A 22,168-nucleotide genomic window follows, 5' to 3' on the forward strand; every position below is an offset into this window, starting at 1 on the left:
TCATGGAGGGCCGAAGCGGAACCGTGCGACGGTCGCGCTCCGGGCCTCCACGTGAGCTAGGTGTCCGGCCCGCTCAGAAAATCTTGTTCCATGTGTTCTTGACCTTCGACCAGCCTGACTTCACTTTGTCGTACGTCTTGATCACGGTGTCGGCGGCGAGCCCGCCGATCAGGCCGCCGACATAGCCACCCGCCGCGCCGCAGGCCACCGCGATCGCCGCGCCGGGCAGGCACAATCCGACCCCCGCGCTCGCTCCGAGGGCCGCGCTGGTCGCCACAGTTCCGCCGCGGAGGGTGGCGCGGCCCAGCCGCTCCCCCTTGGTGAGGTCGGAACCCCCGTCTTCCTCGTACTGTTCGTAAGCCGTGACGCCGAATTCGAGCCCGTAGCCGACTACGCCCAGAAATTTGCCGGCCTTGCTGAGACGCCTTCCCCACTTGATCCCGCGGGCCAGGGCGCGGTTGGCATCGCCGTTGTACCAGAGGCGCGCACCGCGGTTGAGCCAGCGGTTCCGGTTGCCCAGTATCAACGCCGAACCCGTCTTCCTGATCCTGTCGTAATTGCGGAGCCCGATGATCGCCGACCGTCCTGCCCGGGAGTCGAAGCCGTCCGCCGCGGCGCCCAGGCCGAGCAGGAGCCAGCTCAGCCCGTCGAACTTGCGGGGGTCGACGCCCTCCACGGCGTTCTGGCAGAAGTTCTGGAGGGGCATGCTGAGCCCGCAGGCAGCGCCCACGGACGCCTTGGCCACGAAGTACACGCCGCGGGCCGGATTGGAGCGATGACCGTTACCACCATGATGGCCGCTATTGCCGCTTTTCTTGTCGAGGATGGAGCCGACGATCTCGCCGATGATCCCCCCGCCGGGAATGACCGGCGGGAAGTAGAACTTGCCGTCCGGGTCGGTGAAGGTGACGGGGCTGTTGCCGGCGTAGGCGTAGCCGTTCATCTGCTGCGGGTCCTGCGAGTCGATGATCGGGTCGACGCTGATGAACCTGCCGGTCGCCGGGTCGTACTCGCGGGCGCCGAGATGGGTGAGGCCGGTCGGGTCGTCGGTGCCGCCGACGAAGCCGCGCTCTCCCGGCCAGGTGCCGATCGAGGTCCCGCGCCGCTGGCCGAAGGGGGTGAAGCGGCGTTGCGACAGCTGCTGCGTGGCGGCGTCGATCGCGAGTTCGCCGGTGCCGTTCTGGTCGGCTGCCAGGAAGGTGACACCCTTCGGGGTGCGGACCGCGACGGCGACCGTGTCGTGGACGTAGTAGCGGGTGGCCTCGACCTTGGCCGTGACGTTGTCCAGGCGCAGCTCCATCCCCGGCAGGTACAGGGTGGCCCCGGCTGGGTCGCGGCGGATGAGCCGGTTGCCGTCGGCGTCGTAGACGTAGGAGGTGGCCTTCCCGCCCTCGGTGGTCTTGCTGAGCCGTCCTTCGACGTCCCACTCCAGGCTCTGGTCGTGGCGGCTCAGCGTGTTGCCGATGTCGTCGTAGGTGTAGGTATCGGACCGCGCCCCGGCGCCGCCGGTCTGGGTGAGCGAGGAGAGCGCGTGCGGCCGGGGCGCCCCCGGCGCGGGGTAGGTGTAGGAGCGGACGGTGTCGGCGGCACCGCCGACACCGTGCTGGACCTCCTTCGTACGGTTGCCGGTCGGGTCGTAGGTGAACGACTGCCAGTACGGCGCCACGCCCCCGACCACGCCGGCGGCCGGCGTCCCGGCGCACGACGGCGTGCCCTGGGTCCAGGCCTCGGTCATCCGGCGCAGGTAGTCGTGGGCGAAGCACTGGGTGTCGGTGCCGTCGCGCGAGACGTCCGAGATCATGGTGATGTTCCCGGCCGGGTCGTATCCGTACGTGGCCGCGCGGTCCACCCCCGCGACCTCCTCACGGTCGGTCCTGGAGGAGTGCAGTCGCTGGGTGCCGAACTCGTAGGAGTAGGTGAGCCACGCCTTCTTGCCGCCGGTGGACAGCTCGTACTGCTCCGGTTTGCCGGTCAGGCTGTGCGTGGACCTGGTCACGTACGGGGTGAGGCCCGAGGTGGTCGTCGGCCTGCGCAGCTCGTCGTAGCCGTAGACGACGGTTTCGGCCGCGAGGCCGCCGGAGTCGGGGAAGCTCGTCGACTGCGTCGTGCCGTCCAGTTTGTAGCGGTTGTCGAACTGGTAGCTCCCGGCCAGCTTGTCCTCGGACGCGGGGATCGTCACGGTGGTGCGGATCACCCGGTCGAGGCTGTCGTAGGCGTTGACCGCGGTCGTGTACGCCTGCCCGTCGGTGTAGCGGGTGGCGCTGGACAGCTGGCCCTTGCGGACCGTGTCGTAGACCCAGGCCGTGATGACGGGCCCGTCCGCCGCGCCCTCCCGGACCTCGGTCTTCCGGCTCAGCGCGTCGTAGGTGGTGAAGACCTTCCGGTGCCGGGCGTCCTCGATCGAGGTGACCCGGTCGAGGTCGTCGTAGGTGTACTTGGTGGTTCCCTTGTCCGGGTCGTCGGTCTGGATCTCCCGCCGCCGCAGGTCGTAGTGGTGGGTCCAGGTGTTGCCGACGCCGTCCTTCACGGTCGCCCGGTCGCCCATCGGGGTGTAGGTGTAGAAGGTCGCGTCATAGGCGCCCGCCGGGGTGCCGCCGCGGTACTGGCGCAGCTCGACGAGCCGGCCGCGGGCGTCGAAGACGGAGGTCGACGCCGTCGCACCCGCCGGCGGGGTCACCGAGGTCCGGTCGCCCGCATAGGCCGTCGTGGTGCGCCACTTCTCCCGGGTCTCCCCGTTCCCCACCAGGAAGCGCCGGACCGTCTCCCGGTTGCGGCCGTCGTAGTCGTGAGCCGTCTGCGACTCGACGTTGCCCTCGTAGGGGCCGAACAGGGTCGTCGAAGGAGCGCCGGTCGAGTAGTACTGGCCGTACTCGCGGGCGAGGTTGCCGCGGGAGTCGTAGAGGGTGTCGGCGATCAGCCGCCCGCCCCCGGGACCCGGGTCCTGAACCTGGCGCAGTCGCAGCCACCCGTCGTACAGCTCGTACGTCGGCGCGGTCTGGTCGCCCTCGGCGGTCAGCCGACGGGTGCCGATCGCGATGATCTGGCCGTCGGCGATCCGGTAGCTGAACTCCAGGTTGGGCGTCTGCTTGGCCTGCTTGGACCGGTCGGGCAGCCACACCGCACCGAGGCGGCCCAGGGCGTCGTACTGGAGGTCGGTGCGCTTGTCGTCGGCGTCCACCTTGGCGGTCGGCAGGCCGAAGGCCGGGTCGCGCTCCTCGCGGATGACGTGCGCCGTGGTCTCGTCACCGGGTTTCGCCGACGGCCCGGTCACCCGCACTTCGGTGGTCAGCCCGGCGGTGTCGGTGAAGACGGTGGTGGTGACGTTGCCCGCCGCGTCCTTGGAGGTGAGGTCGCGCCCGTAGGAGTCGTACGTGGAGGTCTCCGCCGCCACGTACGTCGCCTTCGTGCCGTCGTGGGCGGCGATCTCCTCGCTCTTGGTGAGCAGGCCCTTGACCGGGGCCGCGCCGACGGCTCCGCCGTCGTAGGAGGAGCGCTCGGCCTCCAGCAGTTGCTTCGAACGGTCGGGAGTGACCGAGCAGCTCACCGAGACGGTCTCCGACCCGGAGGGGAAGTTCAGCATCCACCGCTTGTCGTCCTGGGCGTAGCTGACGCGGACGCACCGGTCGTCGGCGTTCGTGGACACGTCGCCTTCGTCGTCGGTCTGCGTGACGAGTCCGGCAGTCGGCTCATAGGTGACCGAGCTCTCCGTCTCGCGCCACTTGCCGCCGTCGAGCGCCGTCCACGTGTGGGTCTTGGCGACGTTGACGAGGTTGGAGGTGACCGTCCCCCAGCTGCGGGTACGGCTCGCCGTCTGCCGCCGCCACGGGGTGTTGACGGTCTTGACCTCCACCGCGCCGCCTGGTCCGGCGAACTCCGTCCTCTTCAGCTCGAAGCCCGCCAGGGCGTCATGGTCGACGTGCTCGCCGCCTTCGCCGTCGGAGATCTTGACGCTCTTGGCACCGCCGTCGGCGTTCAGGCGGTCGCCGTCCATGCCGCGGAGATACAGGTGCTCGGTGAGGGAGCGGGGGTCGTTCCACCCGCCTGTCGTGACCTGGACGCGCCCGTAACCTCGCCACTGCGACCAGGTCTTGTACTTCTCCTTGGTGATGCCGTCGTCGTCGTCGAAGTGCCAGGCCGCTCCCTCGGGATAGTCGTACGACGTCAGCATGTCGGGCCCGCCGCCGGTCCGGTCCGACCGGACGATCCGGGTGACGACGTACTTGTGGAACCAGTCCTGGATCGGGTCCTCGTAACCGGGGGGCGTCCACTTCACGGGGAAGCAGCGGCGGGTGTTGGTCTCCGGTTTCGGCAGCGAGCCGAGTGTGCAGTCCTTGTCGGAGTAGTTGACGTCTATCTGGCCGCCGGACTCGTCGTAGATCGCGCCGAGCCGGTACTTGACGAACGGCGCGATGTCGTCGCCCTGCTTGTCGACGCGGTTGGGCAGCTGGACGTGGTTGAACGTCACCAGCGGCAGCGTGATGGCCGTGCCGGAGGCGAGGCCGGTGTGCTTGATCGACTTCAGCAGCAGCGCGCGGTCGACGTCCGCGTCGCCCCAGTCGTGGTCGAGCGTCCACGACTCGACGTCGCGGTAGGTGCCGTCGGCCTTCTGCACCTGGGTCTTGACCTCGATGAGCCGCTTGCGCGACCAGAACGTGGGGGTGAGCGCGCCGTGGGTGCCCTTGCATTCCGTACCGGCCGCGCAGTCGAGGTCCCAGGGGACGTCGGGCCAGTTCAGCGGAGTGTTGTCGATCTTGTCCGGGGCGCACGCGGGGGCGTCGCCGAGGCAGCGCTCGGACACGCGGAAGACGACCAGTGCCGGGGCGTTGCCGGTGAGGAGGGAGTCCGCGCGGCGGCCGTACTCGATGCGGTCGAGCCAGCCTCCCCTGACGTACGGGGTGTCGTCGGCCGGCTCGAGGTTGCGGCCGTAGCGGTTGTCCTCCTGCTTGTAGAAGTAGGTGATGGCGTTGCCGCGCGGGTCCACGACGTAGTCGAGGTTCCACCGGTAGGCCTGCTGGCACCAGGACTTGGCGAACGTGTCGCCGTGGCAGGGCTCGCCGGCGTCGTCGCCGAAGACGGGCTGGGTCCAGGCCGAACCGGTCTCGGGCTTGCCGGAGCTCCAGCCGGGCAGCCGGTTGAGGCCGAAGAAGTACTGCACGCCGTCCGGGGTGGTCAGCTTCCAGTACTCGCCGTCGCCGTCGCCGTTGGCGGTGCCGGTGTCCTTCAGCCGCTCGACGCGGGTGCCGTCGTCGTTCTTCAACCGCCAGGTGCCGTCACCGGCCTGGACGAGCTCTCCGCCGTTGCCGTTCCAGCTGATGGCGGCGTTGTCGTACGCCCAGCACTGGTCGCCCGGCGGGGTGCCCCATTCGTCCTTGGGCGCGCCGTCGTCGGCGCAGGGCTTGTACCCGCGCTGGATGTAGCCGGGCCAGTAGTCGAAGCCCTCGCCCACCCACGACGGCTGGTTGTTGGTGTTGGAGGTGCGGCCGTCCATGGCGCCGGAGGAGTAGGAGATCCCGACCTTCGGGGTCAGCTCGCCGGGCACGGGTGGCACCCGTATCGGGTAGGACCAGGAGAAGTCGCCGGACTGCTCCGACACCGACCACGTCGCCGAGGAGGAGAGCTTGGTGGCCGAGTAGTCGCCCTTGTCGCCGGAGTCGCCCGCGACCGCGGCGAGCACCGTCTGACCGCCCGTGCTCGCCGCTGCCGATGGCGAGGCCGGCGGCGAGGCGACGTCGGTGGAGAGTCTCTTGCGCTCCGTGTCGTTGTGCGAGGCCACCGGGGTCGTGGTCCGGCACTCGGGGTTCGACGGCGTGGTCAGTGCACACGAGGGCAGGCGCACCAGCCGGAGCCGGCTGCCGTAGGAGCCGCCGTACGCGCCCGCGAAGCCCGAGTAGTCGAGCTCCACCCCGACCGAGCCGTCCGCCGTCACGCCGAACACGACTCCGTCCACGCCGGCGCGCTCGCCGGCGGCGCGATCCATGACCTGGACCTTGACCTTGCTCGCGGCGGGCGCGACGCTCCTTTCCGTGCCGCGCGGCGCGCGCACCCACACCGGGAGGTCACCCGCGCGCTTCTCCTGCGCCGCGGCCGGCACCTCGGACTCGGCGGCGCCGGGCCGAGGCCATTGCGCCGCCGGCGTGGTCGCTCCGCCAGCCGCGGGATCGGGCTTGCGGGCGACGGCTTTCAGTGGCCGCCCGGCGACCACCCGCTCCGTTTTCCCGACGCCGGGCGGCTCCTTCCTGGGAGCCGCCGACGCCTGTTCGGGTACCGCTACGAGCGTGCCGGCGGCGAGCACCACCGCCGACAACGCGGCGAGGTGACGTGTGAGCCTGCCGGGGCTCTTGGACCTGCCCATCTGCATCCTCCGGACTGCTGATCACCGCGCGGCGTGCTCGCCGCAGCGGCGGAGAAGAGTTCGTGAAGTGGTCGCGCCCGGGGGGCGCGTGCCGTGGTCCGGCCCGCTCAGGGGCCGGTGTCGGTGGGGAGTTCCGTGCCGCCTGCCAGCATCTGGATCTGTTCGTCGGTCGCGATCCCCTGGAAGGCCCACACGTCGTCGATCACACCCGGCCAGTACTCGCCGTACGCGCCGTCCGTCTTGGTCCGGCCGAGCTGCAGCCCCTTGCCCGCGTTGAACCCGAGCACGTTGTACCGCCACGACACGTGGTCCTCGGTCTGCTCCGGCTCGCCGTTGACGTAGAGCCTCATCTGGTCCTGGAAGGCGTCGTAGACGATCGCCACGTGGTCCCATTCCAGGCCTGACTGGAAGGCGGAGTGCTGGGCGGTGGGGCGATTCGGACCGGTCACGTCCTTGTCGGGCATCTCGATCTCGTAGCCGCCCGCATTGGCCGGGTCCGTCGAGTCGGGCCGGTAGCGCAGGGTGAAGGCACTGTTCACGGAGCCCTCCTGGCTGAAGATCGCCGAAGCCCGGCTCGGCCGACCGGCCGTGGTCACCCAGCCGGCGACGGTGAAGCTGTCATCGGTGCGCACGACGGGGCCGGCGGAGGCCGCGTAATCGCCGTTGCCGTCCAGGACGAGGGCGCCGGGCGGGGTGCCCACCCAGCCCGCGGCCTGGTCGATCCGGGCATTGCCGTACAGGGTGACGTGCCGTCCCGCGCCGGCGTCGTCCGCCGCGATCGTCAGCGGTGAGCCGGAGGCCATGGCGGCGATCTCCGAGTCGCTGATGACCTGGTCGAACATCCGAACCTCGTCGATGTCCCCTGGGAAGAACGACGAGGGCGAGCCGCTGTAGGAGCCGGCGCCCATCTGCACCGGTCCGGCGGCCTTCCACGGCGTGGTGTACGCCGTCGTGGACGCGAGCTTGCCGTTGACGTACAGCTTGATCTGCTTGGCGGCGGCGTCGTAGACCCCCGCCAGGTGCGTCCACACGCCACCCTGCGGGACCGTCGTGGACTGCGCTCGGATGGTCGTGGCGCTCGCGTCGTTCCCGGTGTTCCGGTTGAAGATCCACCGGTCGTAGGAGGACGAGTAGTAGAGCTCGAACGACGGTTTCACCGAGTCGGTCTGCGTGGCGATGATCCCGGCGTGCGCCGGTTTGGTGGCCGCCAGCTTCGCCCAGGCCGTGACCGAGAAGCTCTTGCCCGTGTCCAGCACGGGCCCGGCGGTCTTGAGATAGCCGGTCGTGCCGTCGGCGCGCGCCGCGTTGCCGTACTTGCCCGCGGTGCCGAAGGTGACGCCGCCGACCTTGCCCGCCGGATGGGTTCCGGTGACCTCCTCGGCGCGGCCGGCGCCCGCCGCCTCGTCCAGCTTCCAGTACGCGGTGCTCGGGCGGACCGCCGAGGCCGAGTCGTTCAGCTTCCAGCGGGCGTTCACGATGGGGTGCTGGGTGAACAGGTCACCGATCTCCTCAGGGGTGAGGATGCGGTCGAAGATCCGCACGTCGTCGATCTCGCCGGGGAAGAAGGATGCCAGCGCCCCGTTGGAGGACCCGGCGCCGATCCGCACCGGTCCGGCGGCCTTCCACGGCGTGGTGAACGCCGTCGAGGACGCGAGCTTGCCGTTGACGTACAGCTTGATCTGCTTGGCGACCGAGTCGTACACGCCGACGAGGTGCGCCCACTCCCCTCCCTGCGGAGCGGTGGCGGACTGCGCCCGGACGGTCGTGGCGTTCGCGTCGTTCCCGGTGTTCCGGTTGAAGATCCACCGGTCGTAGGAGGACGAGTAGTAGAGCTCGAACGACGTCCGTACGGAGTCGTTCTGACTGGCGATCATGCCCGCGTGATCGGGTTTGTCCTCCGGAAGCCGTGCCCACGCCGACACCGCGAAGCTGGTGGCGGTGTCGGCCACCGGCCCGGCGGTCACCGCGTTGCCGGTGGTGCCGTTGAGCTGCATCGCCGTCTTGGAGACGCCCTGCACCCCCAGCGTCACGCCTCCCTCGACCGCGGCCGGGAACCTGCCCGTGGCATCGGCGACCTGCGTGGAGTCGACGGGGTCGTCCAGTGCCCACTCCGCCCGGGCCGGAGCTCCCGCCTTGGCCCGGTACGCGTAGTAAGCCCGCTCGCTGGCGTTGCCCGCCGCGTCGAACGCCTGAACGGTGACGAAGTTGATGCCGGCGTGGTCGGGGGCGACCTGGATCGTCACCGGCCCGCCGGGCGTGGCCGGCTTGCGCTCGATGGCCTGGGTGGCGTTCTCGTTGATCCCGAACCAGTACTTCGTCACGTCGGCGTCCGGGGCGTCCGCGGTGAAGGTCGCGTAGCGGCCGACGCCGTCGTACCAGGGGTCGTCGTCGTTATCCGGGTCGGACTCCGGATAAACGGTGGAGGTCACCGTCGGGGACGCCGGCCAGCCCTTGTCGTAGGTGAAATAGCAGGAGGTCGCGTCGCCCGCGTAGCTCCACGGACTGTACTGGTAGCCGTCCCAGGTCCGTACGGCCCAGTCGATCGTCTTCTTCTCGGGGATGGACGCGGGCAACGTGACCTGGAAGGTCGATCCGCTGGTCTTCGGCCCGATCTTGGCGGAGGTCCACCGGCGCGCGCCGTCCCAGCCGGCGGCGAACTCCGCGTACACCTTCTTGGCGTCCCCGGAGTCCGGGTCGCGCAGCACCGCCAGCAGGGTCGGGGGCACGCGCACGGCCGGAGCGGGGCTGCGGACGCACTTGCCGCCCGGTTTCATCGCCAGGTCGCTCATCTTCGGCTGGGGCGGCGGGGTGTTGTAGTTGACGCGCAGGTAGGCGTCGTCGGCGAACCTCTTCCAGCCGTACGGGTCGCTCTCGTAGCCGGCCCGCAGCCCGAACGTCGTCGTGGACCACCTGAAGGCGGCGGCGTCCTTCACGGCCTTGGTGGCGTCGAACTCCACGTCGCCGCCCGGGCAGTCGGAGGACCACCCCTTGGCCACGTCGCGGGTGTCCAGATGGTCGATCCAGTTGTCGTCGGTGGAGTTCCAGGTCGACCCGTCGACGAACGCCTTGGTGCGCCACAGTTGCACCGTGCGGCCGTCACAGGAGTAGGACCAGGTCTCCTTGGCCACGAAGTCGGCCGAGATGATGTGCTTGCCCGCGTACGCGCTGGTCGACATGCGGTAGAAGAGGCGCTTGACGTCGGACGGCGCGCACTTGGCGTCGCCCGCGCAGTGGCCGAGTCCGGCGTCCGGCTTGCCGCCGAACTTGTAGAACGAGGTGCTCGGGTAACTGCGTGACACGTACGCCCAGGCGGATGCCTTGACGGTCTTCCACACGGGGTCGATGTAGACGGGGAACGTCGTGTCGGGGGCGTTCAGCAGCCGCGCGTCCGGGGTGAGCGTGAGGCCCTGCCCGTCCACCGCCGTCCCGAGGTCGGCCACCTTCGACGTGGGCGACGGACCGTCCGCCAGGTCGTCCCCGGCGCGGGACGCCCGATCCGGCGCCGCCCCCGCGGGCTCGGTGGAGTCCCACATGATCGCCCCGGGCGCCTCGAAGACCGGGCCGCCCGCGGCCTGCTCGACGGCGCGCAGCCGTCCGTCCGCCTCCTTCCGGACGGTGAGCCCCGCACCCGCGATGCCCAGGCGCAGCGTGGCGAGCGCGCCACCGGACAGCGCCTCGCGGGTCTTGACCACCAGGGTGTGGGCGAAGCCGTCGGTGTCGGCACGCACGACCAGGTCGACGTCCTTCGACACGTCGTGGTAGACCGCCGAGTCTCCCCGCAGCTCAGGCTCGGGAAGTCCGCCCGGCCACGTCAGCTCCATGGACCGGCCGGCGCGGGACATCCGCACGAGCGGCGCGTCGCCGCCGCCGGACACCGCCAGCTCGACGGTGGACGCGCGTGGCCCGATCGATCCGTCGGCCCTGCGGACCATGGTGGTGTCGGGATCCACCCAGTGATCACCCTGGCGCACGCGGACCGGACGCAGGTGCTCGACGGCCGTGTACGAACCGTCCGGGTTCGCGAAGACCTCCCGTGACTCTCCTCGCCTGGCGAGGATCTCCGCCTCGCGGCCGGTGCGGCGGGCGAGTGCGCGGGCCTGCCCGTCGGTTCCCGCCTTGGGCTCGGGCTCGGCGGCGTGTGCCACCGGCCCCGCTCGTTGGACGTCGAAACCCGTGAGCATCGACGCGCAGACAATCCCCGCCGCCGTGGCGGCGACCAGCCTTCGGAACACCGGCACCTTCTTTCGCGCGCACGCTGCGGCACCGGCGCGACGCGCCGGGCCACCAGCACTGATGTGGGCACAAGATCAGCAAACGAGCCCACGGTACGCTCGGCCGCGCGTTCGCGAATCAGTCATCGGCGGGGGTGGATTCCGGGCCGGTTGAGTCATCTCACGGCCGCGATTGGGTATGCCGTCCCGGCGGTCCTCAGTCGGTGCGGACGATGCCGGCCAGCTCGTCGCGCGAGGACACCCCGAGCTTGGGGAACGCGCGGTAGAGGTGGGAGCCGACCGTCCGCACGCTCAGGAACAGCTGTTCGGCGATCTCCCGGTTCGTCCGGCCCTGCGCGGCCAGCCGTACGACCTGGAGCTCCTGCGGGGTGAGACCGCCGAGCCGGTCGGCGGCACGGCTGCGCGGAACGGTGACGTCACCACTGGCACGCAGCTCGCCGAGCGCCCGGGCCGCCCAGGGGGCGGCTCCGAGCCGCTGGAACCGGTCCATCGCGTCCCTGAGCAGGTGCTGTGCCTCGCCGCGCCTGCGGGCGCGCCGCAACCACTCCCCGTACGACAGCTCCGTGCGGGCCTGCGCGAAAGGGTGCTCGGCCTTGTCGTGGAGGCGCAGGGCCGCCTGGAAGAGCTCCTCGGCCTCCCGCGTGGTGCCGGTCAGGGCACGGCAGCGCAGCACGACGGCATCTGCCCAGGGTTGCCGTACGTGGGACGCCCACTCCCGAAGCCGGCCAAGGCTCTCCGCGGCGGCGGCGCCGCTGCCGGTCCTCACCGTCGCCTCGATGACGTCCTCCGCGGCAAGGACTTCCACCAGGGCGTGGTGGTGCGGTCCGCGGGACAGCCCGCGAAGGTGCTCCAGCGCGGTCTCGTGGCGGCCGAGGCCGAGGTCGAGCAGCCCGAGCGCCCACGTCCCCATGGCGGCGCTCATGCGCAGCCCCCGGGACTCGCCGAACCGCACCGCCTGCTCCGCCAGCTCCTGGCAGCGCTCCTCCTCACCGCTGAGCGCGGCGAGCATCGCGGCGATCGCGGTCAGCCGGCCGGACCCCTGGTCGCGCCCGATGTCGGCGGCCACCTGAAAGCCTTCCGAGACGTCGATGAGCGCGTCACGACACTCCCCCAGGAACAGCCGGGCCTGAGCGCGTAGCTCCAGCGCCCCGGGCAGCAGCTCTACCATGCCGTGCGTGCGGTACTCATCCACGAGCCGGCCGGCCAGTTCGGCGGAGGCCGGGCTGTCCCCCATGGCGAGCGCGAGGCAGGCGGCGCTCAGCATGTCGCTCCATTCGCCGCCGGGGGTGCGGCGTGCCTCCGCGATGGCCGTGCGGGCGGCCGCGAAGTCCTCCGGCTGCCGGCCGATGAAGAAGTCCACCACCTCCGACATGGCCGTGCCGAAGCGGAAGGCGAAGGATTCGGGGGGAGCGGACAAGCGGCGGAGCAGACCGACCGACCGCCCGGCCACGGCTGGGCTGCCGGCGAGCAGCGCGCCCCGGATCGCCTCCACCAGCATCGCGGCGGCCTTGCCCGGATCCGTCCCGGTGATGCGTTCGGCACCGGTGATGAGCAGGTGGCCCGCCTCTTCCGGGGAGCCGCGCTGGGCCTCGGCCACGGCCCGGACACGGTCGAGCTCGGCCAGCGCCGACGGCGTTCCCATGAGATCCGCGGCGGCTTCGGCGAGGGTGACGGCGCGATCGAGCCGGCCGGACGCGACGGCCAGTGCCGCCGCCGCGCCCAGACGGCGCGCCCGCGCCGGGATCTCGCCTGTCAGCTCGGCCGCGCGTTCGTAGGCGGCGCCGGCCGCCGCGTAGCCGTTGGCGGCGCGCGCCCGTTCCGCCGCGTCTTCGAGCTCGGCCGCGGCCTGATCGTCCGGTCCGGTGGCGGCCGCCGCCAGGTGCCACGCGCGCCGGTCGCCGTCCCGGTCGCCGATCAGCGCGGCGGCCAGTGCCCGGTGCGCCGCGATCCGGCGGCCGAACGGAGCGGCCTGCAGGGTGACGGTCCGGATGAGCGGGTGCCGGAACATCACCTTCCGGCCGTCCAGGGTGACCAGACCGGCCGCCTGGACCGGATCCAGGTCGGCGACAGAAGCCCCGAACATGGCGGCGGCACGAAGGATCGGCTCCAGCTCGCCACTGGTGTCGGCGGAGGCGATGAGCAGGATGGCCTTGGACGGTTCGGGCAGGCGGTCGATCCTGCTCTCGAACGCCAGGCGGACACGACCGGCCGGCGGGAGCACGCCGTGCCCGATGTCGAGTGGGAACAGGCTTCCCGCGCGCTGCTCCGGCGTCAGCCGTCTCGGCAGCTCGACGAGGGCGAGCGGGTTTCCCTCGGCGTCGTCCAGGAGCCGGTCCCGCACGTGCGGCGCCAGGTCGGGCGCGTGCTCGGCGAGCAGCGCGGCGGACTCCGGCCGTGCCAGGGCGCCGAGACGCAACCCGGGCATCCCCAGCGTCTGCAGGTCCCCCTCGCCGTCTCTGACGGCGAAGATCAGGGCAAGGCCCTCCGAGCCGAGCCTGCGCGCGGTGAACGTCAGCGCCTCAGCCGAGGGCCGGTCGAGCCAGTGCGCGTCGTCGATCAGGCACAGCAGGGGCCGCTCGGCGGCGAGATCGGACAGCAGGGTCAAGGTGGCGAGGCCGACCAGGAACCGGTTCTCCCCTGGCGGGTCGCCCAGTCCGAAGGCACCGCGCAGGGCGGCCGCCTGGCGGGGCGGCAGTGCGTCGACACGGTCGAGCACCGGCTTGAGCAGGAGATGCAGGCCGGCGAAAGGCAACTCCGCCTCGGACTCGACCCCGGTGGTGCGCAGCAGCTCCATGCCGCGCGCCTGCTCGGCCGCGTACTCCGCGAGGGCCGACTTGCCGATGCCCACGTCGCCTGCGATGACCAGCGCGCCGCTGCCGCCTTCCCGGAGGGCTTGGAGCAGCCGGTCGATCTCCGCCTTCTCGGCGGCTCGTCCATGTAACAAGGCACCCCTACCTCGGCCGATCACCTTCCTGGAGCACCAGTCTGCCATGGACGATCATCTCCCTGTCAGGCCGGATGTCATGCCGGATCGTCCGGAGCTCCAGGAGCCGACGATGGCTATTGGCGGGAGAGTACGCGGGTGAGGCCCGCCAGGATGGTCGTCGTGAGGATCCACCCCGCGGCGATCAGCGCGGCGGCGAGCCACTGTTGCAGGTCACGCGGGCCGAACGCGCTCTCCTGTCCGAAGGTGATGATCGGGAGGAGCAGGTCCAGGGTGTAGAGGAAGGGGCTGAAGGGAGGTGCCTCACCGGGTTTGAAGGCCGGTGGCTGGTGGATGTCGAAAGCGACCGTGCCTATGAGGAGAAGGGCGGCGAGCCAGAGCGCGGCGCGGAACGGGCGGTAGCCGTACCCGACGGTCCAGTCCTGCAGGTAACCCCAGAGCCGCGCCCCGAGCCGCTGCCCCGTCCGGCGGCGGCGCTGTTTGGCCAGCAGCACGTCCCGAGCGGCCTCGTCGTGACCATGCCGGCGGTAGACGGCGGCCAGCTGCTCGTACGGTTGCGGCTGGTAGGCCTCCTTGGCCAGCCAGTCAAGGCGCTCCTGGACGGGCAGGGGCGCCTCCAGGCTGTCGTAGGTGAAGCCGTTCATCAGGAGTTGAGCGGGCCACCGGTCTGGAACGTCGTCGAGCAGGCCGACCCGGGTGTGGCGAAGGTCGACGGTGCGCAGCAGCAGGGTCTCCGGGCCGATCTTCAGCGAGGCCGCTTCGACGCCACGCAGGTGAAGGTCGCCGTCGAGAGTGGTCTCGGCGAAGCACAGCGTGGAGGCGATCCGGGAGTTCCTGATCGAGAGGGCTCCGGTGGCCGTGAAGCCCTCGCAGCAGTCGACGCCACCGCCCGCGGTCACTTCCCACAGGGACAGAGCGCGCCCGCCGGGATTGCTGAGGGCGGCGCCGTGAAACTCCACGGTGCCCTCGACCTTGGCGTTGATGAGCACGATCTCGCCTTCGGCGCTGAAGCCCTCGCTGCAGCTGAGCCTGCCGGTGACCCCCAGCCGCCGCAGTGAGAGCGCCGTCGCGCCCGGGTTGGAGAGCCTCCCGCCGTCGACGTTGAGCGATCCGCGGACCTGCGTCGAGTCCAGGAAGACCGCTCCGGTCGCCACGAAGCCGGGTGTGGCCCGCAGTCCGCCGCCGAGCTCCATCAGCGGTGCGTTCAGCGCGCGTCCGCCCGGATTGGCCAGCGTCGCGTGGCGGAAGAAGAGCTGCCCGGCCACCTGGGCTCCGCGCAGGAGGACTTCGCCTTCGGCGGCGAAGCCCTCATCGAAGTGCAGCCTGCCCTCGACGGTGAGCCTCTCCGCGTTCAGGGCGACGCCGCCGGGGTTGGACAGCCGGGCTCCGCCGAACTCGCATCGGCGCCCCACCCGGGCATCCTGCACGCTCAGCTCGCCGTACGAGAGGAAGCCGTGCCGACCCGACAACCCGCCGTCGACGACGATCCCCTCGGCGGTGAGGCCGCGGCCGCCCGGCCGCCCGACCCGAGCGCCGTCGAGCGTCATCGTCCCGCCGATCCTGGCGCCCGCGAGGCGCATCTCACCGTCGATGACGGCGTTCGCGCACAGAAGATCCCGGTTGACGGTCAGGCCGTCGGCGTGGACGGCCGGATCCGCGTGGATCGCCGTGTCGCTGAGATCCATCGTCCCGGACACGTGCGCTCCACCGAGCCGGATCGGGCCGTCCATCAGGCACCCCTCCAGGCGCAGGCCTCCAGCGATCACGGCATCCGCGGCCCGCAGTCCGGGTAACCGGGAAGCCGCGAGGTCGACCAGGCCCGTGCGGGCTCCGGTGAGGACGGGCGCCTCCTCGAACTCGCAGCCGGTCAGGATCAGAGGGTGCTGCACCTCGGCGTCGGACAGGTCCAGCCGGCCGGTGATCCGGGCTCCGGACAGCCGCAGGCCGGGCGTCTGTCCCGGCAGGCGTTCCTGGGCGCCGAGCAGCAGCTTCGCGATGACCGCGGCCCGGACGGGGACGCCGGGAAGCTCTACCGGACGCGCTACGGGAAACGCCTCCCAGAGGACGAGTTCCGGCTCGGAGAGATCATCGGTGATCACAGGGGCACTCCCGGAACGTCGTACGCGTCGGTAAGGAGATGCTCCAAGGTCATCACCGACTTCGCAACAGCGAAGACCTCTGCCGAGCCGGTCACTCTGCCCGGCTGATCCGGTGCCGGGAGCGGGTCACCAGCTGCCGGTGGCGCCGCCTCCGCCGCCGCTGCCGCCGCCGAAACCGCCGAAGCCGCCATCGCTGTCGGCCGCGGCGGGTCCCGCGATCGCGAGCATGGCGCAGGCGGCCAGCGCCACCGCGCCCACGACGATGCGCCGCAGTCGCCGGATGCCGGTCTTGCCGTTGTCGTTCATCGGTCCTCCTCGGTCGTGTCGGTTCCGGCGCCCATTGTGGGCAAGATCGGCCCCTGGGTGAATGGCCGCGGACCCGTAAATCCGGCGCCTCAGTGGTTTCACGTATCCCGCGGGCGACGGGGGCAGGCGGCTCACGGCGTTCACCGGATGCCGCGGCGGCCGGGTGCCGTCTCATCCTGCTGACAGCCAACGGCCAGGGGCCCGCCGAAGCGCGTGGTCACCGCGAGCAGCGAGGATGCCACCTTTGTCACACATCGCCGCGACGCCGGCACAACGTACAGACACGGACGCGGAACCGGCACCGCACTGGTGGGCCGGGGCGCTCACGCTCGCCGAGCGGCTGGCGCTCACCACCCGGCCCGCTCCCCGCGAGAGCGACCTGGCCGAGCGGCGGCTCGCGCGCTGGCGGGCCGCCCACCGCATGGACGAGGACGGCCGGTTCGAGGCCAGGCTCGCCGACCTCGGCATCGACGCCGACGTGCTGCTCGCGCTCCTGGCCGAGCCGCCCGAGGAGCTGGCGGCGCGCGCACCCCGGCCCGCCTGGGCCGGCACCGTCGAAGCCGCGCTCGCGGCGGCCTCGATCCAGGTCGCGCCGCCGGAGCTCGACGAGGCGGCGTTCACGTGGGACGCGGGGTTCGCGCGGATCGTCGCCCCGTTCGTCCGGGACGCCGTCGACCGGATCGCGGCCGGTGCGCCGGACGGGCTCGGGAAGCCGGCGGCTCTGCGGCGCGGGTTCGCGGACCAGCTCGGCAGGCAGCTCGTCTCGCTCGCCTCGCGCGTGCTCGTCCTGGAGCTGAACGTGGCCCGGGTACGCGGCGAGCTGCACGGGGACAGCGCCGAGGAGCGTTTCCGGTCCTTCACGGCACGGCTGGCCGGCCGGGAGGGGCTGGCGGGGCTGCTGTCCGAGTACGTCGTGCTGGCACGGCTGATGGCCCAATGCGCCGGCCACGCCGTGGAGAACTACCTGGAGCTGCTGCGGCGGCTGGCCGCCGACCGGTCCGCGATCGTGGCGGAGCTGTTCGGCGGGACCGAGCCGGGACGGCTGGCCGAGGTGGTCATGGGCGTGGGCGACGGTCACCGAGGCGGGCGGTCGGTCGGGCTGCTGCGGTTCGAGAGCGGGGCGCGGGTGGTCTACAAGCCGCGGTCGCTGGCCGTGCACGCGCACTTCAACCGGGCGCTCGGCTGGCTCGACGACCGGATGCCCGGCCTCGGCCTGCGCGTGCTGACCGTGCTGGAACGGCCGGGCCACGGCTGGGTGGAGTACGCCGAGCACGGGCCCTGCGCGGACGAGGCCGGCGTACGTGCCTTCTACCGGCGGCAGGGCGCCCTGCTGGCCCTGCTGTACGCGCTCGACGGCGTGGACTTCCACTTCGAGAACCTCATCGCCGCCGGTGACCAGCCGGTGCTGGTCGACCTGGAGGCGCTGTTCCACCCGGCGATCCCCAGGGGCGGCGCCCGCGGGCGTACCGACGACGACCCGGCCGAACGGGCGCTGGACACCTCGGTCGCCCGGGTGGGGCTGCTGCCGGCCGTCGTGTGGAGCAAGGACGGCGGCGCCCTCGACATGGGAGGCATGGGCGGGGACGCGGGCAGCACGCTGCCGTTCGAGTCGGCCGGCTGGTCCGCCGCGGGGACCGACGAGATGCGGCTGATCCGGGAGCGGGCGGCCTTCCCCGGCAGCAGCAACCGACCGGGCGTCGGTGACGCCGTCGCCGATCCGGCCGACCACGTCGAGGACTTCCTGTCGGGTTTCACCGGCGCGTACGAGGTCATCGCCGCCCACCGCGACGACCTGCTCTCGCCCGGCGGCGTCCTGGCGGCCTTTCAGGGGGACGAGATCCGCGTGGTGATGCGGCCCACGCAGCTGTACGGCACCCTGCTGCTGGAGTCGACCCACCCGGATGTCATGCGTGACGCCCTGGACCGCGACCACGTGCTCGACGCGCTGTGGGCCGCCTGCGCCGACGACCCGGTCCGCCGCCGGCTGGTCCCCGCCGAGATCGCCGACGTCTGGAACGGCGACATCCCCCTCTTCGCCGGCCGCCCCGGCACGCCCGACCTGTGGACCAGCCGGGACGAGCCGCTGGCCGGCGCGCTCACGGGCGTGCCCTCCTCGGACGCCGCCGCCAAGATCCGCGCCATGGGCCCCCGGGATCTGGCCGAGCAGCAGTGGATCATCCGCGCCACCCTGGCCAGCCGCCGCGACCGCGACCGCGTCTGGACCTCCACCGCCCCTGCGGCTCCCGCCGCCCCCACCCCGCCGGCGGACGGGCTCGCGGACCGGCTCGTGGCCATGGCCACGGCGCTCGGGGACGAGCTCGCCGAACGCGCCCATCGCGACGCCTCCGCCGCCAACTGGCTCGGCATGGAGCTCGTGGGCGAGACCCGCTGGACGGTCGGCACGCTCAAGAGCGACCTGTACGGCGGCACCCCCGGCGTCGCCCTCTTCCTCGGCCAGCTCGCCAGGATCACCGGCGAGACCCGCCACGCCGACCTCGCCATGCGGGCCCTGGCCTGGGTCCCCGGCTTCGTGGACGGCATCGCCGGGAATGCCACGGCGTTCCCGTGCGGGCCCTTCAACAGCGCCGTCGGGCTGGCGTACGCGCTGACGCACCTGGCCCGCGACCTCGACGCGCCCGACCTGCTCGACCACGTCGAACCCCTGATCGCCGCGACGACCGGCGCCGCCGCCACGGACGAGGGACTCGACGTCGTGGGCGGCGCGGCCGGCTGCCTGGCCGCGATGCTCGCCGTCCACGAGGCGACCGGGCTGCCGAACGCGCTGGACGTGGCCCGCGCCTGCGCCGACCGGCTCGTCGAGACGGCGCGACCGCAGGACGGCGGGGTGGCGTGGCATGGTCACATCCCCGCCTCGGCGCCCTTGACCGGGTTCTCCCACGGGGCCGCGGGGATCGGCTGGGCGCTGCTCCGCTTCGCCGCCCGGACCGGCGAGGAACGGTACGCGGAGACCGGCCTGGCCGCCTTCGCCTATGAGCGTTCCCGCTTCGACGCCCGCATCGGCAACTGGCCCGACTTCCGGGACCTGCCCGGCGCCTCGGCGAACCCCTCCGGCCTGCCTCCGTCCATGCAGGGGTGGTGCCACGGCGCGCCCGGCATCGGCCTGGCCCGCGCCGACCTCCTCCGCCGTCCCGGCCTGAACGCCGAAGCGGCCGATGTCCTCGCCGCCGACCTGGACGTGGCACTGCGCTCGTACCTGAGCAGCCCGCCCGGCATCGTCGGCCACAGCCTGTGCCACGGCGAGGCCGGGAACCTGGAGCTCCTCACCCACGCCGTCGCCGCGGGCAGGCACGACCTGGCGGACACCCTGCGCCTGCGGGCCGGCGTCCTGCTCGCCCAGCTCGCCGACGGCCCGCTCTGCGGCACCCCGGGCGGCGTGACGACGCCGGGTCTGATGTCCGGTTTGGCGGGGATCGGGCACGGTCTCCTGCGGCTGGCCGCCCCCGCCGAGGTGCCGTCCGTCCTGGTCCTGGCCCCGCCGGCCGCCTGAAGCGCCACGTACCCGTTAAAGAAAGGGGCTGCCGTGATGCGGCGCCGCGTCCCCGTCCGCCTGCAACTGACCACGAGCGAGTGCGGGGCCGCCGTCCTGGCCATGCTGCTGAGCCACCACGGCAGGCACGCCTCGGTCGCCGAGTGCCGTGACCTGCTGGGCCCGGGCAGGGACGGCGTGTCCGTCGCCCGGCTGGTCGCGGCGGCCCGCGAGTACGGGCTGACGGCCACGGCGGAACGGGTGGCGGATCCGCTCGGCGAGCCGCGGCGGGCGCCGTTCATCGCCTACTTCTCCGCCCACCACTTCGTCGTCGTCGAAGGGCTGGGCAGGGGCGGCGTGCGGATCGTCGACCCGGGCAACGGCCGCCGCACCATGCCGCGGGAGGAGTTCGCGCGGCGTTACGGCGGCGTGGTGATCGAGTGCGCGCCCGGTCCCGGGTTCGTCAGGAGGCGCGCGTCGCCGTGGCGGTCGACGCCGGCCCGCTACCTGCGCGACTTCGCGGCGGTGCCGGGCGGCCGGCGTCGCCTGGCCGGGGTGCTGGCGTTGGCGGCGGCCATCCAGCTGCTGGCGCTGGCGCTGCCACTCGCCACCAAGTCCGTGGTGGACGAGCTGGTCCCCGCCGGGCGCGGCGACCTGCTGCCGGTGCTCGGCTGGGCGGTGTTCGGCACGGCGGCGCTCCACGGCACGCTCACCTTCCTGCGCGCACGCCTCCTGCTCGCCCTCCGGGCCCGCGCCGACGAGCGGCTGACCGGCCGTTTCGTCGGCCACCTGCTGCGGCTGCCGATCGGGTTCTTCCTCCAGCGCAGCCGGGGCGACCTGCTCCTGCGCGTCGGCAGCATCGCCACCACCAGGGAGGCGGTCACGCAGCAGAGCGTCACGCTCGCGCTCGACATGGTCCTGCTGTCCGCGTACGGGATCGCGCTCGTCCTCCTCGTCCCCTGGTACGCGCTCATGGTCGGCGCGCTGGCGGCCGGGCAGGCGGGGCTGATGGTGGCCTCGTACCGGCGGCTGCGGCCCCTGTCCCAGGCCGAGCTGGGCGCCCGCGCGGGCGAGCAGGGGTATCTCGTCGAGACGTTGCAGGCGATGCTGCCGCTCAAGGCCAACGGCGTGGAGTCGCGGGCACAGGCGCGCTGGCGGGAGCTGTTCGGGACGTACCAGACGGCCATGCTGCGGCGGGGGCGCTCCAGCTCCTGGTTCGAGGCGGTGCAGGGAGCGGTGGCCGTGTTCGCGCCGCTCGCGCTGCTGTGGTGCGGCGCGTGGCTGGTGCTCGGCGGGCGCATGTCGCTGGGCACCATGCTGGCGGTGAACGCCCTGGCGATGTCGGTGCTGGCGCCGTTGCAGGCGTTCGTGGGGGCGGTGCAGCTGTTCTCCATGCTGCGCGGCCAGTTCGAGCGCATCTACGACGTGCTCGACGCCGCCCCCGAGCCGAACGGCGCCCGCGTGCTGCCCGCCGGACGGCCGGTGGCGATCCGGGCCGAGGGCGTCGCCTTCCGGTACGCGCCCGACTCGCCGCCCGTGCTGCGGGAGCTGTCGTTCGAGGTGCCCGCGGGGGCGAAGCTCGGCGTCGTCGGGCGTACCGGGTCAGGCAAGAGCACGCTCGCCCTGCTGGTGCTCGGGCTGCTGCGGCCGGAGACGGGCGAGATCCGGCACGACGGCGTACCCGTCCAGGAGCTGGACGTGGCGGCGCTGCGGCGTGAATGCGGCGCGGTGCTGCAGGAGCTGTCGCTGTTCAACGGCTCGATCCGCGACAACATCACGCTCGGCAGCCCGGACGCCACGGACGACGACGTGGTGACCGCCGCGCTCGTCGCGGGGCTGCACCACGACGTCGAACGGCTGCCCATGGGCTACGACACCAACGTCGGCGAGGGCGGCGCCGCGCTCTCGGCCGGGCAGCGGCAGCGGGTCGCGCTCGCCAGGGCCATCGTGCACCGGCCGCGCCTGCTCATCCTCGACGAGGCCACCAGCCACCTCGACCCCCAGACCGAACGCCGGGTCGACGCCGCCCTGTCGGAGCTGCGGGTCACCCGGATCGTCGTCTCGCACCGGCTGAGCGCGATCCGCGACGCCCACGAAGTCCTCGTCATCGATCAGGGCCGCATCGTCGGCCGCGGAACCCACGAAAGGCTGGTGAACAGCCCAGGACCCTACCGCGACCTGTTCGGCGCTCCGCCGGTGCCCGATCCGCTGAGCGCCTGAAATTACCCATCTTCATGAAAGGAGACAGAAATGTCGGCCGACGACCAGATCAGATCCTGGAAGACCCCCGAGCTCCGCGGGCACGACGAAGCCCACCCCGCGGGCGAGATCAACCTGGGCGCCCTGAGCGGCGGCGAGAAAGAGCTCCCCGGCTTCGACGACTACACCAACTTCTTCAGCTGCTGGCAGAGCTGCGACCGCTCCATGTGGGTCGGGACCTGCCGCTTCTCCAGCCTCGGCTGCTGCTGACCACGAGCAAAGGAGCACACACCATGACGAACGACGACCTGATCCGTTCCTGGAAGGACCCCATCAACCGGGCGGCCTACGGGGCCGGCCTGCCGCACCCCGCCGGCGACCTCGATCTGGAGACGGCGCGGCTGGCGGGCGGCGTGGAGCAGGAGCCGGCGAACGGCACCCAGCACCTGTCCACCATCGGCTGCTGCGGCGGCTACACCTCCGAGGTGCGCTGCGCGATCAGCGCGCTGTACCCCATCCCCATGTGCCTGGCTTTGACCCTGCTCTGAC

General features: G+C 72.1%; 9 protein-coding genes. 4 read left to right on the top strand and 5 right to left on the bottom strand.

Going from position 1 to position 22,168, the window contains the following annotated elements; genetic code table 11:
- Window positions 1-73: 73 nt before the first annotated feature.
- The 5 genes from AB0J87_RS27075 to AB0J87_RS27095 form a co-directional block, all read right to left on the bottom strand.
- Entirely contained in the window at window positions 74-6,352 is a 6,279-nt protein-coding gene (locus AB0J87_RS27075) for an RHS repeat-associated core domain-containing protein (protein ID WP_363969468.1), read from the bottom strand.
- Window positions 6,353-6,459: 107 nt separating this feature from the next.
- The gene (locus tag AB0J87_RS27080; protein ID WP_363969470.1) at window positions 6,460-10,584 is read right to left on the bottom strand and encodes a LamG-like jellyroll fold domain-containing protein; all 4,125 of its coding nucleotides are present in this window, start codon (window positions 10,582-10,584) and stop codon (window positions 6,460-6,462) included.
- A 196-nt stretch (window positions 10,585-10,780) separates the two neighbouring features.
- Window positions 10,781-13,528 (bottom strand): AAA family ATPase, encoded by a 2,748-nt coding sequence (locus AB0J87_RS27085; RefSeq protein ID WP_363969472.1) that lies wholly within the window; start codon window positions 13,526-13,528, stop codon window positions 10,781-10,783.
- Window positions 13,529-13,644: 116 nt separating this feature from the next.
- Window positions 13,645-15,627, bottom strand: a complete 1,983-nt coding sequence (locus AB0J87_RS27090) for a hypothetical protein (protein ID WP_363969474.1) — start codon at window positions 15,625-15,627, stop codon at window positions 13,645-13,647.
- Between the two features lie 126 nt (window positions 15,628-15,753).
- A complete protein-coding gene (locus tag AB0J87_RS27095; RefSeq protein ID WP_363969476.1) occupies window positions 15,754-15,933 on the bottom strand; it encodes a hypothetical protein in 180 nt (59 codons plus the stop codon).
- A gap of 244 nt (window positions 15,934-16,177) precedes the next feature.
- On the opposite strand from AB0J87_RS27095, the gene AB0J87_RS27100 reads away from it, so the two are divergent.
- From AB0J87_RS27100 to AB0J87_RS27115, 4 genes are read left to right on the top strand one after another with little or no spacing between them, the layout of a single operon-like run.
- Complete coding sequence (locus tag AB0J87_RS27100) at window positions 16,178-19,441, top strand: type 2 lanthipeptide synthetase LanM family protein (protein ID WP_363969478.1); 3,264 nt, start codon at window positions 16,178-16,180, stop codon at window positions 19,439-19,441.
- A gap of 36 nt (window positions 19,442-19,477) precedes the next feature.
- Window positions 19,478-21,640 carry a peptidase domain-containing ABC transporter gene (locus tag AB0J87_RS27105; protein WP_363969480.1) on the top strand — a complete coding sequence of 721 codons (2,163 nt, stop codon included), beginning with the start codon at window positions 19,478-19,480 and terminating at the stop codon, window positions 21,638-21,640.
- A gap of 30 nt (window positions 21,641-21,670) precedes the next feature.
- Window positions 21,671-21,889 carry a hypothetical protein gene (locus AB0J87_RS27110; RefSeq protein ID WP_363969482.1) on the top strand — a complete coding sequence of 73 codons (219 nt, stop codon included), beginning with the start codon at window positions 21,671-21,673 and terminating at the stop codon, window positions 21,887-21,889.
- Between the two features lie 23 nt (window positions 21,890-21,912).
- Entirely contained in the window at window positions 21,913-22,167 is a 255-nt protein-coding gene (locus tag AB0J87_RS27115; RefSeq protein ID WP_363969484.1) for a hypothetical protein, read from the top strand.
- Window position 22,168 lies beyond the last annotated feature (1 nt).

The organism is Nonomuraea sp. NPDC049625 (assembly GCF_040675285.1).
Lineage (GTDB): Bacteria > Actinomycetota > Actinomycetes > Streptosporangiales > Streptosporangiaceae > Nonomuraea > Nonomuraea angiospora_A.